At 66.1% G+C, this 15,614-nt stretch carries 10 protein-coding genes; 1 reads left to right on the top strand and 9 read right to left on the bottom strand.

Annotated features, from left to right (window positions below; all coding sequences use genetic code 11):
• The 4 genes from VF497_RS09060 to VF497_RS09045 form a co-directional block, all read right to left on the bottom strand.
• Positions 1-3,186 (bottom strand): serine/threonine-protein kinase (locus VF497_RS09060; protein ID WP_330887864.1); only part of this gene is annotated, 3,186 nt, incomplete at its 3' end.
• Between the two features lie 4 nt (positions 3,187-3,190).
• Positions 3,191-6,100: a TonB-dependent receptor plug domain-containing protein gene (locus tag VF497_RS09055; protein WP_330887862.1), complete on the bottom strand. Its 2,910-nt coding sequence runs from the start codon at positions 6,098-6,100 to the stop codon at positions 3,191-3,193.
• Entirely contained in the window at positions 6,097-10,545 is a 4,449-nt protein-coding gene (locus VF497_RS09050) for a WD40 repeat domain-containing serine/threonine protein kinase (protein ID WP_330887860.1), read from the bottom strand. The genes VF497_RS09055 and VF497_RS09050 overlap by 4 nt, the downstream gene beginning before the upstream one ends.
• On the bottom strand, positions 10,542-11,285 hold the full coding sequence (locus VF497_RS09045) for a hypothetical protein (RefSeq protein WP_330887858.1): 744 nt from the start codon (positions 11,283-11,285) through the stop codon (positions 10,542-10,544). The genes VF497_RS09050 and VF497_RS09045 overlap by 4 nt, the downstream gene beginning before the upstream one ends.
• On the opposite strand from VF497_RS09045, the gene VF497_RS09040 reads away from it, so the two are divergent.
• Complete coding sequence (locus VF497_RS09040; RefSeq protein WP_330887856.1) at positions 11,284-11,559, top strand: hypothetical protein; 276 nt, start codon at positions 11,284-11,286, stop codon at positions 11,557-11,559. The genes VF497_RS09045 and VF497_RS09040 overlap by 2 nt on opposite strands.
• A 306-nt stretch (positions 11,560-11,865) precedes the next feature.
• Here VF497_RS09040 and VF497_RS09035 read toward each other — a convergent pair whose 3' ends face one another.
• The 5 genes from VF497_RS09035 to tsf all read right to left on the bottom strand — a co-directional run.
• The gene (locus VF497_RS09035; RefSeq protein WP_330887854.1) at positions 11,866-12,222 is read right to left on the bottom strand and encodes a hypothetical protein; all 357 of its coding nucleotides are present in this window, start codon (positions 12,220-12,222) and stop codon (positions 11,866-11,868) included.
• 440 nt (positions 12,223-12,662) lie between these two features.
• Positions 12,663-13,382: a hypothetical protein gene (locus VF497_RS09030; RefSeq protein ID WP_330887852.1), complete on the bottom strand. Its 720-nt coding sequence runs from the start codon at positions 13,380-13,382 to the stop codon at positions 12,663-12,665.
• A 167-nt stretch (positions 13,383-13,549) separates the two neighbouring features.
• Positions 13,550-13,903, bottom strand: coding sequence for a hypothetical protein (locus VF497_RS09025; protein ID WP_330887849.1), 354 nt, complete (start codon positions 13,901-13,903; stop codon positions 13,550-13,552).
• A 254-nt stretch (positions 13,904-14,157) separates the two neighbouring features.
• Positions 14,158-14,883: a UMP kinase gene (gene pyrH, locus VF497_RS09020; protein ID WP_330887847.1), complete on the bottom strand. Its 726-nt coding sequence runs from the start codon at positions 14,881-14,883 to the stop codon at positions 14,158-14,160.
• A gap of 172 nt (positions 14,884-15,055) precedes the next feature.
• Positions 15,056-15,614: translation elongation factor Ts (tsf, locus tag VF497_RS09015; RefSeq protein WP_330887845.1), on the bottom strand; the 559-nt coding region annotated here is incomplete at its 5' end.

Raw genomic sequence — 15,614 nt, 5'->3', positions numbered from 1 at the left:
CTGCTCGCCGCTGTGCGCGTCGAGGCGGAGCAGTTCGCCGGTGTCGGGATTGGTGTTGAGTATGACGTCCAGCCAGCGCCCGTCGGCGGAGATCGCCGCGTTGCCGAGTCCAGGCGCGTCGAAGTTGCGCGGACCCACTGTATCGAGTTCGTGCTCGTAGTAATGATCGAGGAGCGCGTTGGCGCCTTGGCCGAGCACCTTGGGCGGAAAGCGCGGAGTGAGCGTGTCGGCATTGAGCAGGCGGATTTCGTCGTAGCGCCCGACGCCGACTGTTGCGCCGTCGGCGGAAAAGAACACGTCGTCGATCTGACCGGGCAGCGGCGTCGGCGCGGACAGCGCCTTGCCGCTGACCAGGTCGAAGCTCTGTGCGATCTCGACATAGCGCGAGTCGGCGTAGTCGCCGTAGCTTGCGAACAGGTGTCGCGAGTCGGGTGCGATCACCACGTGTTGCGGATCGTTCGCGAGCATCAGTGGGGTGATGCTCGGTTGCCCGGACTGCGCATCGTGGACGCGCAATTCATGTCCCACAACGATGACGGTGCGCGCACCGTCCGCGGTAAGTGTGGCGAAACTCGGCGCCTGCGGCAGCGCGATGCGCGGGCCTTGCGCGCGGCCATCGCGGCTGGCCACGATCTGCACGGCCGCACCGTCGACGCCGGCAATGCGATCTGCGGCAGGAAATTCTTTCTGCTGCAGAGGCGCGAGCGACGACGCGCGCATTGCTTCCGGCTGCAGTCGCCAGAGATACAGGCTGGCGGGAAGGCGGCCGCCAGCGAGAATCCCGCGTTTCGCATCCAGGGTGATGCTGTGGCCGCCGGGCAGTTCGCTTGCGAGTTGCTTGGGCGGCTGGTCGCGGGCGATCAGCCGCCAGAGGCCGTTGTGCGATCCGCGCGCCGCCAGCACCAGGCGCGAGGCCGGATCGAGCTCGAGCCGATAGCCGCCGAAATCGGGTGGCAGTCCTTCGAAACGCGCGACGGGTGCGACCAACGTTGCGCCGGTCGCCTCCCACACCATCACCTCGCCGGACTCGGCGACCGCGCCGAACCAGCGGCCGTCCGCGCTGTAGGCCACGCGGCCGATGCGGCCGAGCGGTGCGGGGACCACGGCCGTGCGTTTGCCGTCCGCCATTGCGATGCGTTCGAGACTGCCGTTGCTGCGACCGATCAGCAACTCGCGCGCGTCGGGGCTGAACGCCCACGCGGTCAGCCGCTGCGTCTCCGGCGCCGCGAAATGCTGGCGTTCGCGCAGGGTGCGCGGGTCGAGCAGCACGAGGTCGGTAAAGCCGTTCCTCGTCGCTGCAACATGGGCGCCGTGCGGCGCGACCAGCCAGTTGGGGTCGAATCCCTTGAGTGGTACCAGTGGAGACACGACCGTCCAGTCGGAGCTGCGCAGGATCTGCGCTTGCCGGCCATTCAACGTATGTACCAGCGCGTATTCGGCATCCGGGCTGTAGGTGGCGTAATCGAGATTGGGATAGCGATCCTGGGGAGGCTGGAGGATTTGTCCGGTACCCGCATCGAGCAGGTATTCAGCCACGCCCGAAGGCTGTACGGCGACCGCGGCGAGCCATTCCGTGCTGACGATCAGAAATCGCCGATCCGCGGTGAAGTGCAGGTTCCTGGGCGTGACCGAGTTTTCGGGACGCCGAGAGTCGAACGTGTCGGTTTCCCAGCGGCGCACGCCGGTCGCGAGGTCGTAGAGCTGCACGGTGCCTTTGAGCCCCGTGCTGGTCGTCGTCGCGACGAACCGACCGTCGTCGCTCAACGCCGCATGGGTCAGCGGCGCATTCGTCCCGATCGCGTCGATCAGTTGTGGCGCGCTGCGCAGCACGTTGGCATAACGCAGGCGATCGACCGAGGCATCTTTGCCTTCGTGCTCGCGCTCGGCGATGTTCGCCGCCAGACTCGGCAGCGCGTTGAAGGCGTGTCCGGCGCGCAGGGCGGTTTCGGCCTGGTCGATGCGCGTCTGCCACAAACGCTCGCTGACCAGCGCCGCATTTTGTGCGGCGAGTTGCGCATTGGCATCTGCGCGCTGCCATTGCTGCGTTGTCGCAAGCATGCCGACGCCGAGCGCGAGAAAGGCGAGCAGCGTGGCAAGGGCGAGGCGCTGTTCGCGCCGTGCCCAGCGCAGGCTGCGCTGCGCCGCGTTGAGCGGCCGCGCTTTGACCGCGCGTCCCTCGATGAAGCGGCCCAGGTCGTCGGCGAGTTCACGGGCGCTGGGATAGCGCTGCGCAGGATCGTGCTGCAGGCAGGCGAGCGTGATCGCCTCGAGGTCGCGCGGCGCTGCCGGTGCGAGTTGGCGCGGCGGCGCGGGGCGGGTTTCGCGCACGAGCCGCAGAGTGTCCTTCGGCGTATCGCCGAGGAACGGCGGCCGCCCGGTGAGGAGTTCGTAGAGGACCGCGCCGAGTCCCCAGACGTCCGCCGCAGGTGAGAGCTTCTGCATGTTCGCCTGTTCCGGTGCCATGTAGCTCGGCGTGCCGGAAATTTCTTCCGCGTCGGCTTCGATGCCAGTGCCGTCGATCGGATCGAGCCGGCGCGCGAGGCCGAAGTCGGCGACATGCGCGGTGCCGGTCTCGTCTATGAGCACGTTGCCGGGCTTGAGGTCGAGGTGGAGTACGCCGAGGCGGTGTGCGTAGTCGACGGCCTCGGCGATCGTGCGCATCAGACTCGCGGCCTTGCGTGGTGGCAGCGGCCCGTCGCGCTTGAGTACGACCGCGAGGCTCGGCCCGCGTACCAGGCGCATGCTGAAGAAGTGCAGTTCCTCGGCGCTGGCGACCTCGTAGATCGCGACGATATTGGGGTGCTGCATGCGCGCCGCGTTCTGCGCCTCGCGGCGGAAGCGCTCGACGTAGGGTTTCGATGCCCACGGACCGGCAGCGAGCAGCTTGACCGCGACTTCGCGGTCGAGGGTTTTCTGGTAGGCGCGGTAGACCACGCCCATGCCGCCCTCGCCGATGAGTTCGAGCAGTTCGTAGTCGCCGAATTCGCGTTGTTCGGGATCGGTGAGATCCAGTTCGAGCGCGGCGTTGGGCAGCAGGGCGAGCGGTCGCGGCCGGGTCGAGTCTGAGCCGTCTGTGCTGGAGTAGCCGAAAACGAGATCGGCGATCGCGATCGTATCGACGCGCAGGCCCGCCGGCGGATTGGCGGCAACGTCGTGCGGCGAGGCGCTGGCGGGCTGCGCGTTCATGTACTCAGAATTTCTGCCGATAACTCGCGTAGAAAAAACGCCCCGGCACGTCGTAGTCGGGGAAGAACGAATTCGCGTAGGCGGAATACGAAACCGGCGGCGTGCGGGCGAACGCATTGCGCACGCCCAACGCGACGTGCGCACGCCAGGGAGCATCCCAGCCGAACTCGATATCGGTGAAAGTCACGCTGGGGACGCGGTTCTTCGGCACCTGGCCGTTGCCCACGTCGATGGTCTGGTCGGGCGCCGAACACAGGCTGTCGAGCGCCGGATTGCCTACGAATTCGGCGGTGAACGTCACGATGGAGCAATCCTCGTCGATGTGCGAAAAGTAGCGCCCGGTGATCGATGCGCTCCAGGGGCCCTTGTTCCAGCCGAGCGTGGCTTGCGCCCGCCAACGCCAGATGACGCCGAAGAAGCCGCTGGCGGTCTGGGTATTGATGCCGACGAGGTTCCCCGCCGCGATCACGCCGTTGGCCAGTTGCGTGCCCGGTGCCGGTTTGCCGATCTCGCCGAAGTAGTCGACATAGTTCGCGTTGAGTTTCGCGTTGATCCTGCCGAGCGGCGTGTCGTGCTTCCAGGCGAGCATGATGTCGTAGCCTTCCGTTTCCAGGCCGCCGGGTTTGTTGACCGGATAGTCGTGGACGAATGCGATGGTGCCGTCCGCCGGGTCGCGGTGGATCTGCGTACAGGCGGCGTCGTTGTTGAACAGATAGCAGTCGTAGATGACGCCCTGGTCGCCCGGATCGCTGATCGCGTCGCGCAGGCGGATGTCGTACCAGTCCAGGCTCAGGTCGAAGCCTTCGAGCCATGACGGCGTATAGAAGATGCCCACGCCGCGCGCGCGCGAAATCTCCGGTTTGAGATGCGGATTGCCCGAGTACAGGCCGTTGGAATTCGCGGCGGACGTGTCGAGCGGGGACGGCGCGCCCAGCGCACGGCAGCGCGCCAATACCGCCGGCGTCGACGGCGGGTCGCGATTGACCGTATCGCAGGGATCGTCGTATCCGGCGCCGACGGCATAGGCGATATTACCCGCGAACAGCGCATTGACGTCGGGCGCGCGAAAGCCCTGCGCGTAGTTCGCGCGCACCAGCATCGCGTCGACCGGTTTCCAGCGCAGGCCGAACTGCGTGTTGGTCGTGCCGCCGAAGTTGCTGTAGCGCGAATAGCGCGTGCCGGCGATCAGGTCGAGCTTGCTCGCGAACGGCAGTTCGCGCAGCAGCGGAAGGTCGAATTCGGCGTAGATCTCGCTGACGGTGTAGCTGCCCGAGGTCGACGTGGACCCGGCGCCGAAGCCGTTGGCGTAGCCGCCGGCATCCAGCGGATCGGCGTTGTAGTAGCCGCTTTCGCGCCGGTGTTCGACGCCGAACGCGAAGCCGGCGTCGCCGGCCGGCATCTCGAACAGGCGGGTGGTCGAAAGGTTGGCCTCGAGCTGTTGCGAGCGGCTGCCGTAGCCGTAATGCTCGAAGGCGCCGACGTAGTCGAGCATCGCCGGCGTGATCGATCCCGGCGGCCCGAACAAATCGAGCGGCACGCAGCCGGCGATGATCGCGTCCGGCGTGCCGCAACGCGCCGTGCCGGAAGCGTCGCGGAACGACGGACCGAGGGCGAGCGCGAGCCTGCGATCGTCGGCAAACGGACCGGCGAAGTCGCGTTCGGCCGATTTGGTTTGCACGGCGTCGGCGCGCCAGGTGAAATCGCGACCGGCGAATGCGAAGCTGCCGTCCAGGCCCATGTGATAGCGCCGGGTGTCGACGCGCTCGTCGAGATGGCGTGGCCCGGCCTCGACGAACCGCCGTCGGGCGGACAAGATCGTTTCGCCGAGCGGGTTGTAAACATTGTCCGCGGAGATCGCGATCGCATCGGGAAATCCCGTGTCGAGGGCGCTGACGATCACGGTCGGCTGCGCCAGTTGTTGGCGCGAATCGCGCCGGTTGAACAGGGCATCGACGTTGAGCGCGAGCGCGGGGCCGAATTCGTAGCGCGTCTGCGCGAACACGGCGCGGCGTTGCTGTGGCGTCTCGAGATAATTGATCGGCGCGTAATTGTACAAGTCGGCGGTAAAGTCGACGGGCCGGAAATCGTCGGGGGAGTTGGCCGCGTGTCCGTCGATCAGTCGGATCAGGCAGCTGCGCCGGCCGCACGGTGCGAGCCAGGAATACGGCGTGGTACTCGATCCGATGACGCTGGCCGGCAGGCCGAACACGGGCACCGCCGAGATCGCGCGGTTGCCGGCGAAGATCGGGTCGTCGCGATCGTATTCGAGCCCGAGCGAGGCGTTCCAGTTGTCGCCTTTGCGGCCGAAGCTGACGTCGTAACTGTGGCGCATGCCGTCGTCGTGATCGGTCTGCGCGTAGTAGGCGCGCAATTCGGCGCCATCGAAGTTGCGCCGCGTGATGATGTTGATGACGCCGGCGATCGCATCCGATCCGTAGATCGCCGAAGCCGAGTCGAGCAGCACCTCGACACGCTCGACCAGCGCGAGCGGAATCGCCGACAGGTCCACGGCGCCGTTGAGGTCGGTGGCGAAGCGCTGGCCGTTGAGCAGCACCAGCGTACGGTTCGCGCCGAGGCTGCGCAGGTTGACGGTCAGCTCGCCGTTGCCGTTATTGTTGATGTGGCGGTTCAGCGTCTGTCCGTTGTCGACGATCTGCTGCACGACGTCGGAAATGCTGGTCAGGCCGGTGCGTTCGATATCGGCGCGATCGAGGACGAGAACCAGGTGCTGGGTTTCGAGATCGACGCCGCGGATATGCGAGCCGAGGACTTCGATCTGCTCGAGCTGCGCCGTCGGCGTTACGCTCTTTGCCGCCGTATCGTCCGACGCCGCAGGGGATGTCTGCGCGAAGGCGCCGGAAATGCCCAGCAGCGATGCGACAACCGCGAACGACGCTTGCGAGCGACGGATCATGGATGTTGTCCTGCCGGTTCGGGTTCGAGCGTTAGCGCAAGGAACAGCAATCCCGGCGAAGCCTCGGGCGGCGCGAGCAGCGAAATCGACTTGACCGCGCGTGCCGGTTGCGGATTGGCCAGGCGGGCGACGTAGCTGCGTGCCATCGTTTCCTCCCCGCTTGCGGCCATGCCGTAGTAGCGCATCTGCGTGGAGAACGCGGCGAGCCAGCCGATGCGCAGCGTGGTCGCATCGCCTTTGTCTTCCCAATTGCGCACCGTGTCGCGACCGTTGACGATGGCCAGCCTGGCTTCGCCGCCGTCGGCATAATGCAGCACGATGTTGCCGACTTCTCCATGCACGGACTTGAACTGGAGCACCAGCGCATCGACGGCGTCGATGCGCTGTGTGCCGATGTCGAGTCGCGCTGAACGCGCGGGAAACTCAACGTCGAGCAGGTTGTTGGGCGTGCCCGACAATTGCACGGCGCGGCCGAGCAGGAAATCGACGCCGTCGTAGCGCTGCAGGCCGCGTGGCAGCGTCGGCAGGCTCTGCGGCAGCGGCGGCACGCGGGTGACGCGGTTCATCGGTTCGCGCGGTTCGACGTTGGCGATGGCATCGAGATCGAGCGTGCGATAGCGCGCATCCGCGGGGATCGGCGCAACAGCCGTCGCGACAGCAGCCGTCGCCGTGTCGTCGGCTGGCGCGGGCCCTGGATCGGCGTTGCGCAGAAGCCTGCGCTGTTCGTCGGGCAGTGGTGGCAGGGGCTCAGCCTGGCTGAGCACGCCGCTGTTGACCGAGTCGCGCATGCCACGATTGGTCAAATCGCGCAGTTGGACATCCTGTTCGATGTCGGCCAGCGCTCGCGTGTCCGTCTTCAGGTGCCAGCGGAACCAGTGTCCGGAAATCGTGCGACCGACCAGCAGCTTGCTGTCCGGCGCGAAGGCGAGTTGCTGCACAGCGTCGTGGTTGGGCAGCGGCAGCTTGAAGTTCGGCACCAGTGTCTCGTTGCTGGCGAGGTCGAGAAGCACGACGCTGCCGAACGTCGCCAGCGCGAGCAGCTTGCCGTCCGCGCTGAGCGCGCTGGCATTGACCCGATCATCGCAATACGGCCCATTCAGTTTTCGCACCGCGCCGCCTGCGCTGATCCAGCGCGGTCCGGTTGTGTCGATCACACCGCGATCCGCGGGGACGGGCAGCAGCGACAGCTCGCTTCCGTCAGCCGAGACCTTCGCCAGGACATCTCCTTGCGCACTCCAGTGCCGAATGAAAGTGTGGTCGGCCCCGTTGCCTTCGACATCTGGTCCCGCGAGGCTCCACATGCTGTCGTCGGCGGCAAAGCGAGCGTCGATGATGCTCTGCGCATCCTCGTGCACGAGCGGTGGCTGCTGCGTGTTTGTGCTCGCATCGATCACATACAGAAGGTTCCTTGCTTTCGGCTGGGCATTCAGCAGCGAGTCGTGCCAGGTGAGGAGATGTCTGCCGTCGTCGGACAGGCGCAAGGCCGCCAGTGGCCCCGGCAGCGCGATGTCCGCGCCGCGTTGCTGGCCGGTGACGAGATCGATCAGCTTGATATGCTCCAGAAACGCGCCGCTCTCGTTCGCGCCCGTGGCAACCGCGAGCACGGACGCGCGCGCTGCGGTACCGATGCGTGACGGCGAATCCGGCAGCGTGAGCGCAGGCCAGCAAGGCTGCCCGTTACGCCGATCGTGACAAGCCAACTGGCGGCCGGTGATCGTGACGACGCGCTCGCCGCCCGCCTCGAGTCCGGCATAGGTCGGCGCTTGCGGCAGCGCGATCGGCATGCCCTCGAACCGGCCGGACGCAGCGTCGAACACACGAACACGATCGGCGTCGACCGCGACGAGATGGCGACCGTCGAAGCGCAGCGTGTCGGCGACCAGCGGCGCCGCGCGGCGATCCATGAGCGGTGACCATTGCACGCGCCAAAGCTTGATCAGGTTGTTGTCGTCCGTGACCAAGAGACGCGAACTCGCATCGGTCGCAATGGCGAAGCGCGCCGCTTGGGCGACCATCAGCGGCGCGATTGTGGCTGGTGCCTGCAGCGGAAAACCCTGCTCCGGCAGGCGCCAGAGCGTGGCATGCGTGGTCCAGCGCGTGGTCAGCAGCGTGGCGGCATCGGGGCCGAATTCCCCGTTGTTCGGACCGCCAGGCGTCAAATCGTGGCCGAGCGCAACCGGTGTGCCGACGAGTTCGCCGCTGCGCGCATCGAACACACGCAATTCGCTCGGCTCGCTGGATATGGCGAGAAGACGGCTGTCGTCGTTGCTGAAGCGCACTACCGAAATCCGCGCCGTCAGCTGCGGCTGGAACCAGGCGGCGTCGCCGGTGTCGAGATTCCAGATCGCGACCTGTCCGCTCGTCGTGCCGATCGCGAGCCGCCGGCCGTCGCGGGCGAGCATCCACGCGGTCGCGCGACCTTGGGCGGGGGTCAGCTTGAGGGCATGGCGGACGCGCAGGCTTTCAGCGTCGAAAACACGGAAGGTCAGGTTGGAATCGCTGGTGAAGACGGCGAGATCGCCGCCTTCGGCAAGCAACGCTTCGCCTTGCAGCGCGCTGAACCTGTCATCGGGATTGATGTTGCCTTCGAGCTTCACGCGCTGGCCGGCTGCGGCCCACGGCAGCGTGCGCCAGCGCTGCACGTAGCCGTGTTTGTCGAAGAGCAAGGCATAACGGCCGTCCGGCGCGAAGTCGTTGGCGAGAAAATCGGCGAATCCGGGCGGCGGTTCGACGCGACGTCCTGCGTCGACGTCGATCAGCACGTTGTCGATGTAACGCGGACGCAGGAGCGGCGCCGCCGCGCCGAAGTCACCGAAAGGAGAACCGATCAGACGATGGCCGTCTGCGGAGAAGCGCAGTTCCAGGTAGTCCTGGCTTCCCAGCATGCCATGCGATTGGACGTTGGTACCGGTGCTCCAGCGCACGGAGCCGCTTGCGACATCGACCAGATACACGCTGCGTTCGGTGGCCGTTTCGTTGACGGTGGAAACCGCGAAGCTTTTGCCGTCCGGCGCCAGGGCGAGGTTGGCGATCTCGTTTGGTTTCGATCCGAGATCCAATCCGATCGTATCGATCAACTGCGGCGCATTCGCGAGCACCGTGCCGATGCGCAACCGCTGCAATGCGGCCTGCTCGTGCGCCCCCTTCGCCTCCATTTCGCGCAGGTTGGTGACGGTGCCGACAAGGGCCTTGTAGGCGTCGCCCTCGGCGATCAGTCGTTGTGCATCGGCAGTGCGCGACGCCCACAGCGTGTTCTGCGCGAGGTCGGCGTTGCTTTGCGCGAGTGCGGCATTCGCGCGCGCCTGGCGCCATTGCCAGGCGATGCCGATCAAGCCGACAAGCAGAGAAACGGCGAACAGCGCCGCGAACGCGGCGACGTACGGTTCACGTCGAGCCCAGCGCAACGTGCGCTGGGCCAGATTGAGCGGCCGCGCGCGCACGGCGCGGCCTTCGAGGAAACGGCTCAGGTCGTCGACCAGGTCGCGCGCGCCGGCGTAGCGCTGCCTGGCATCGCGCGTCAGGCATTTGAGCGCGATCGCTTGCAGATCGCGCGGAATCGCCGGCGCGAGTTCACGCGGCGGTGCGAGCGTGGCTTCGCGCACGAGTTGGAGCGTGTCCTTCGGCGTGTCACCGAGGAACGGCGGCCGGCCGGTGAGGAGTTCGTAGAGGATCGCACCGAGCCCCCAGACGTCGGCTGCCGGCGAGAGCTTCCGCATGTTCGCCTGCTCCGGCGCCATGTAGCTCGGCGTGCCGGAAATTTCGTCCGTGTCGGCTTCGATGCCCGCGCCGTCGGCCGGATCGAGCCGGCGTGCGAGGCCGAAGTCGGCGACATGCGCGGTGCCGGTTTCGTCGATCAGCACATTGCCGGGCTTGAGGTCGAGGTGGAGCACGCCGAGGCGGTGGGCGTAGTCGACCGCCTCGGCGATCGTGCGCATCAGACTCGCGGCCTTGCGTGGTGGCAGCGGCCCGTCGCGCTTGAGTACGACGGCGAGGCTCGGCCCGCGCACCAGGCGCATGCTGAAGAAGTGCAACTCTTCGGCGCTGGCAACCTCGTAGATCGCGACGATGTTTGGATGTTGCATGCGCGCAGCGTTCTGCGCCTCGCGGCGGAAGCGCTCGACGTAGGGTTTGGATGCCCAGGGGCCGGCGGCAAGGAGCTTGACCGCGACTTCGCGGTCGAGGGTTTTCTGGTAGGCGCGGTAGACCACGCCCATGCCGCCTTCGCCGATGAGTTCGAGCAGTTCGTAGTCGCCGAATTCGCGTTGTTCGGGATCGGTGAGATCCAGTTCGAGCGCGGCGTTGGGCAGCAGGGCGAGTGGTCGCGGCCGGGTCGAGTCGGAGCCGTCTGTGCTGGAGTAGGCGAATACCAGGTCGGCCAGTGCTGCGCGGCAGTCGTACTGGCTGGCAAGTGGATTGCCGCCGACGTCCTCGCGCAGCGCGTTCATGACGCACTGCCTCTCCGGGTCAGGATCGCATGCAGGGCGGTTTGCTCGGCTAGAAGCTCATCGCGCGAGCTGACCGTGTCGGCCAGTTCTTCGCCGACCAGTTCGCGCAGGCGCTGGCGCAGGCGCTTGAGCGCGACGACCAGCGCGAGCGGGCGCGAGGTCAGCGATTGCGCCGTCGCGTCGAGTTGCCCCGACGCGGGTTCGCGCGCGAGAAACGGTTCGAGCGCGGCGTACATCGCGGAATGGCCCGTGCGCTGCGCCTCCGAGCGCAAGCGGCGCAATGCGCGCGCGATGACTTCCAGCGCAAAGCTGCGCTCATAGGCCTCCGCGGGTGTGGTCGATCCGGCATCGGGCAGATCCTGCAGATAACGTTCCTCCAGGTCTGCCGGAGGCACGGGTCCCCCGTCGCCGTGGATGTCGACGATCTCGCGCCAGTCGCCGCCGAGGAAAGCGTCCAGGCGTTCGCGCAGGTAGCGACGGAACTGGCCGCGTTCGGCGCTGGCGTTGCCGTCGCGGAAATCGCGCATCAAATGATCGAGGAAGCTGCGAGTGATGTCCTCGGCGATCGCCGGTGTGTGGCCGCAGCAACGCGCATACGCATAGACCGGATACCAGTAGCGCTGCGCGAGTTCGGCAAGCGCGGTGCGTGCGTCGACGGAAGCCGTGGCTGCGGTGTGCATGACCACCGACCAGCGTGTGGTGGCGAAACGGTCGATGCGATGACTCGGAGCGGACATCATGGCGTGGCGACTCCCCGATGCGTTTTTCCCCAATACGGTATTTGCCGTTTCCGATTACAGCGCGATCGCTTGCTGGCAGCCGCAGGCCGCCATGCTCCGGCGCGGAAACGCCGAGCGCCTGCCCGTGGCCTGGCCAAACCGAAGAAAGTGCATGGACATCCGCGTGCCTGGTTCGCGGCGAATCCGCTGGGTGCTCACGCAGGCGTTGCGCCCAGCGATCTCGAAGCAGTGCGCCGCCCGGGGCGGCGCGCAGATCGCGCATTCTCGGCTATGAATCCCGGGGTGGAGCGGGGCAGGAATCGGCTCTTCGCGCACGCGAAGACGGCAGCCGTTCGCCAAGCGTGCGCCCGGCACTGCGTTCCAGCGAGCAGTCTCGAATCGCGCCATACGCCGCTCCCCGCCGCGGCTGCATTGGCGACAGTCTGCCACAAATCGGCCGAAAGTCGGCGAGCGTATTCGAAAGAAAGCCGGACTGACGCATCGGCCTGGGCGAGACCGGCGCAAGACGCGCCGGCCGGTTGTCGATGGTGTAAATCCGCCCGCCACGCCGGCGCGCAGCAGGCGATTCCGCGTCCGGGGTTCAGTGCCCGGCGAAGGCGGTCAGATTGCGCGTATCGTATTCGCGGGTGAAATTGTCGTAGCGCGATTTCACGAACGAATAGGACGTTCGATACTCCGGATAAGCAGTCGCCGCGCCGAACAGCATGCCGATCTCGCGGCTGTTGAAGTGGCGGCGAATCTCGGAATGGAACGCGGCGCATTGCTGTGCGGAATTCGGCGGCGCGCAGTCGAGCGTGAGTTTCGGCGCCGCCGCCAGGGCGTCTGGCTTGGCGGAATGCACGTTGACTTGGTTCAACGGCTGCTGCGGGTCGGCCGCGTTGGCGGCGGCGAAGGCGAACAGCAGACTGGCGATGACGATGTGCAGGCTGGCTTTCACGGCAGTTTCCTCGTGGATGATTGGGAGTTGGCAGGAAGGCGGATGTCGCATCTCTGTTGCATCCACCTTTCGAAACCGACGGCCGCTGCGGAGAATCGTGCGAGACCATTGCCGTCACCGATGTATTACGGCAAGACGTGGCAGTCATTACACCCGGTGCGCGAGCTCCGTCTGCACAAATCGAGTAGACAAGTAAAAATGTGGAAAAGTTTATAAATTCAATAGTGGATTATTTTCCGCGACGGAGGTTGCTTGCGGAACTTGTCATGAATGCGGAGACGGGGTTGCCATGTCGATCGACGAAAGTCACGCGCGATGCCCGGTTTCGGGCAGCGCATTCCGCTGGTAAATGATCGGGATCGGAGCGCGGCGCGCGCAACGCGGAGCGCCGTGTCTGGCCGAGGTCGCTGCAGCCGCTGGCTTGCGCGATCCGGACGACGTTATTCGGGCGCGAGCAGCCCGGGCATCGTCTTGTGCATGTGATCGACTTCGTGGTCGAGCGAGACAAGGTCGTCGGTCGTCTCCGCCAGTTCCTCGCGCACGCAGGCTTGCAGGCGGGCACGCAGGCGATGCACGGCGACGGCGAGGGTGCCGCGCTTCATCTGCAGCGTCGCGGCGAGGCGCGCGTAGTCGTCTTCGCTCGGGCGTTCGATCAGGAACTCGCTGAGCGCATCGAACAGATTCTGTTTGCCGGCCTCTGTCGTCTCCGCGCGCAGGCGGCGAATGGCGGCATGCAGCACGGCTTGCGCCCAACTGCGTTCGAACACCTGCTCGGGTGTGGTCGGCTGTTGCGTGTCGCCGAGCGGATCGCCCGTGTCGAGGTCGTCGAGCGCGGCGTGACGGACCGCACCGCCGCGCTTGAGCGCACGCTGGCGATCGCCTTCGTCGTCGAGAAAATGCTTGAGTGCAGTCAGCAGGAAGGAACGGAAGCGACCGCGCGCCGGATCGGCCTGTGCATGCATGGCGCGCTCGATGAAGCGGGTGAAGAAGCCCTGGGCGAGGTCCTCGGCGACGTCCGGCGCATGGCCGCGGGCGCGGATGTAGGCGAGCACGGGCGGGCGGTAGGTGCGGCAAAGCGACTCCAGCGCCACGCGCGCCTCGGCCTGTTCACCGCGCGTGCGCAGCACCACGCTCCAATGCGTCGTATCGAACCGGGCCATCGACACGTCCCCCCTGAACTGGCGCGGTGACAGTTTGCCACAAACGATTCGCGGATGAGCTGTTCGCATGCGGGCGATTCACGCGCACGCCGGTGGAGCGGTCCGGGTAAAAGCAGCCCCGCGCGGGGCGGGGCGAACTTTGGACAACATGGAATCGGGCATGCCGATCATTTCGACGCAAACGCGGTCAGATGCTGTTCGTCGTAGGAGCGCGCGAACGCGTCGTAGCGGCGCGTGACCTTGTCGTACGAAGTGCGGTACTGCAGGGAGCTCGTCGCGGCGCCGAAGATCATGCTGATTTCGCCCATCGTGAAGTTGCGACGGATTTCCTTGTGGAAGGCCGCGCACTCGACGGCGGAGTTGGGCGGCGTGCAGTCGAGCGTGTAGCCACTGCGCGGAGCCTTGGCGGACGAACGTTCGGAATGCACGACGACCGACGGAAGGGGCGATTGCTGTTCCGCGTGGACGATGCCGGCGACTGCGGAAAGCGCGATTGCGATAGTGAGTAGACGAGTTTTCATGACGGTTCCTCGATGTGATGGATGGACGAAAACGTTCCGAAACACGGATGCGGTCCTTCCCTTGACCGCATCCGTTCCCTGACGCTTGGGCCCTCGCATCGTGCGCTGGCCGAAGTTTTTGCCTTCGACCATTCATTGCGGGAATCGGCGTGCGCGATTACAGGCAGTGGCGCCGAAACGCGAAGAAAAAGCGCGCACGCAGACATACGCGCATGCCTTGCGCATGCGCGTGGGGGAGCGACGAACGGGTGGGTTTACTTGCCGGTGTCGACCAGCGTGCCGACGGCTTCGCCGCGCATGATGCGCATGAGGTTGCCCTCGCGGCCCATGTCGTAGATGCGCAGCGGCAGCTTGTTGTCGCGGCACAGGGCGATGGCGGCCGTGTCCATCACCGCGAGCTTGCGTTCGATCACCTGGTCGTAGCTCAGGCGCTCGTAGCGCGTCGCGCTCGCGTCCTTCTTCGGGTCGGCGGTGTAGACGCCGTCGACCTTGGTCGCTTTGAGCACGAGGTCGGCGCCGATCTCGATCGCGCGCAGCGCGGCGGCCGAATCGGTGGTGAAGAACGGGTTGCCGGTGCCGGCGGCGAAGATCGTGATGCGGCCTTTCTCGAGGTGGCGGATCGCGCGGCGGCGGATGAAGTCCTCGCAGACCTCGTTGATCTTGATCGCGCTCATCACGCGTGCTTCGCCGCCTGATCTCTCGATCGCGTCCTGCATCGCGAGCGCGTTGATCACGGTGGCGAGCATGCCCATGTGGTCGCCGGTGACGCGATCCATGCCGGCCGCGGCGAGGCCTTCACCGCGGAAGATGTTGCCACCGCCGATCACCAAGCCGACCTGTACGCCGGCGCGCTCGACTTCGATCGTCTCACGCGCGAGGCGGTAGATCACCTTCGGGTCGATGCCGTAGTCGGCTTCGCCCATCAACGCTTCGCCGGAGAGTTTCAACAGGATGCGTTTGTATTTCGTCTCGGCGGGCATGAGCGGATCTCGTCGTGAGTTGCAAGTATATCGTGGCGCACAAAAAATCGCCGGGAGCGATTTTTGACATCGCGTCAGCGATGGTCCGTAGGGTGAGCGCCATGGATGGTGGTCACAAAAAAACCCGCAGTCGCCTGCGGGCTTTTCTTGTTTTTCTTCGAAGCGGGGTCTCTCAGACCTGCATGGCCTTCGCCACTTCGGCCGCGTAGTCCTCGACGACCTTCTCGATGCCTTCACCGACGGCGAGGCGCTTGAAGCTGACGACGTCGGCGCCGGCGGCCTTGGCCGCGGCTTCGACGCTCTTGTCGGTGTCGAGCACATAGGCCTGGCCGTAGAGCGTATTCTCGTTGACGATCTTGGCGATCTTGCCGCCGATGATCTTCTCGAGGATCTCGGCCGGCTTGGCCTTGTCCTTCTCGCTCATCTTGGCCAGTTCGATTTCCTTTTCCTTGGCGACGAAGTCGGCCGGTACGTCGGCGGCCTTGTTGTACGGCGGGTTCATCGCGGCGACGTGCATCGCCACGCCACGCGCGAAGTCGGCGTCACCGCCCTTGACCTCGGCGAGCACGCCGATGCGGCCGCCGTGCAGATAGGCGCCGACGTTGTTCGCGCTGTCGATGCGCACGAGGCGGCGCACCTGCACGTTCTCGCCGACCTTGGCGATCAGCGCGGCGCGGGCTTCCTCGACCGTCTCGCCCGAGGCGAGCTTGACGCTCTTCAGCGCCTCGGCA

Source organism: Rudaea sp. (genome assembly GCF_036383415.1).
Taxonomy (GTDB): domain Bacteria; phylum Pseudomonadota; class Gammaproteobacteria; order Xanthomonadales; family Rhodanobacteraceae; genus Rudaea.
The sequence above is the reverse complement of the archived record's forward strand: the minus strand, read 5'-3'. Positions and strand labels throughout refer to the sequence as shown.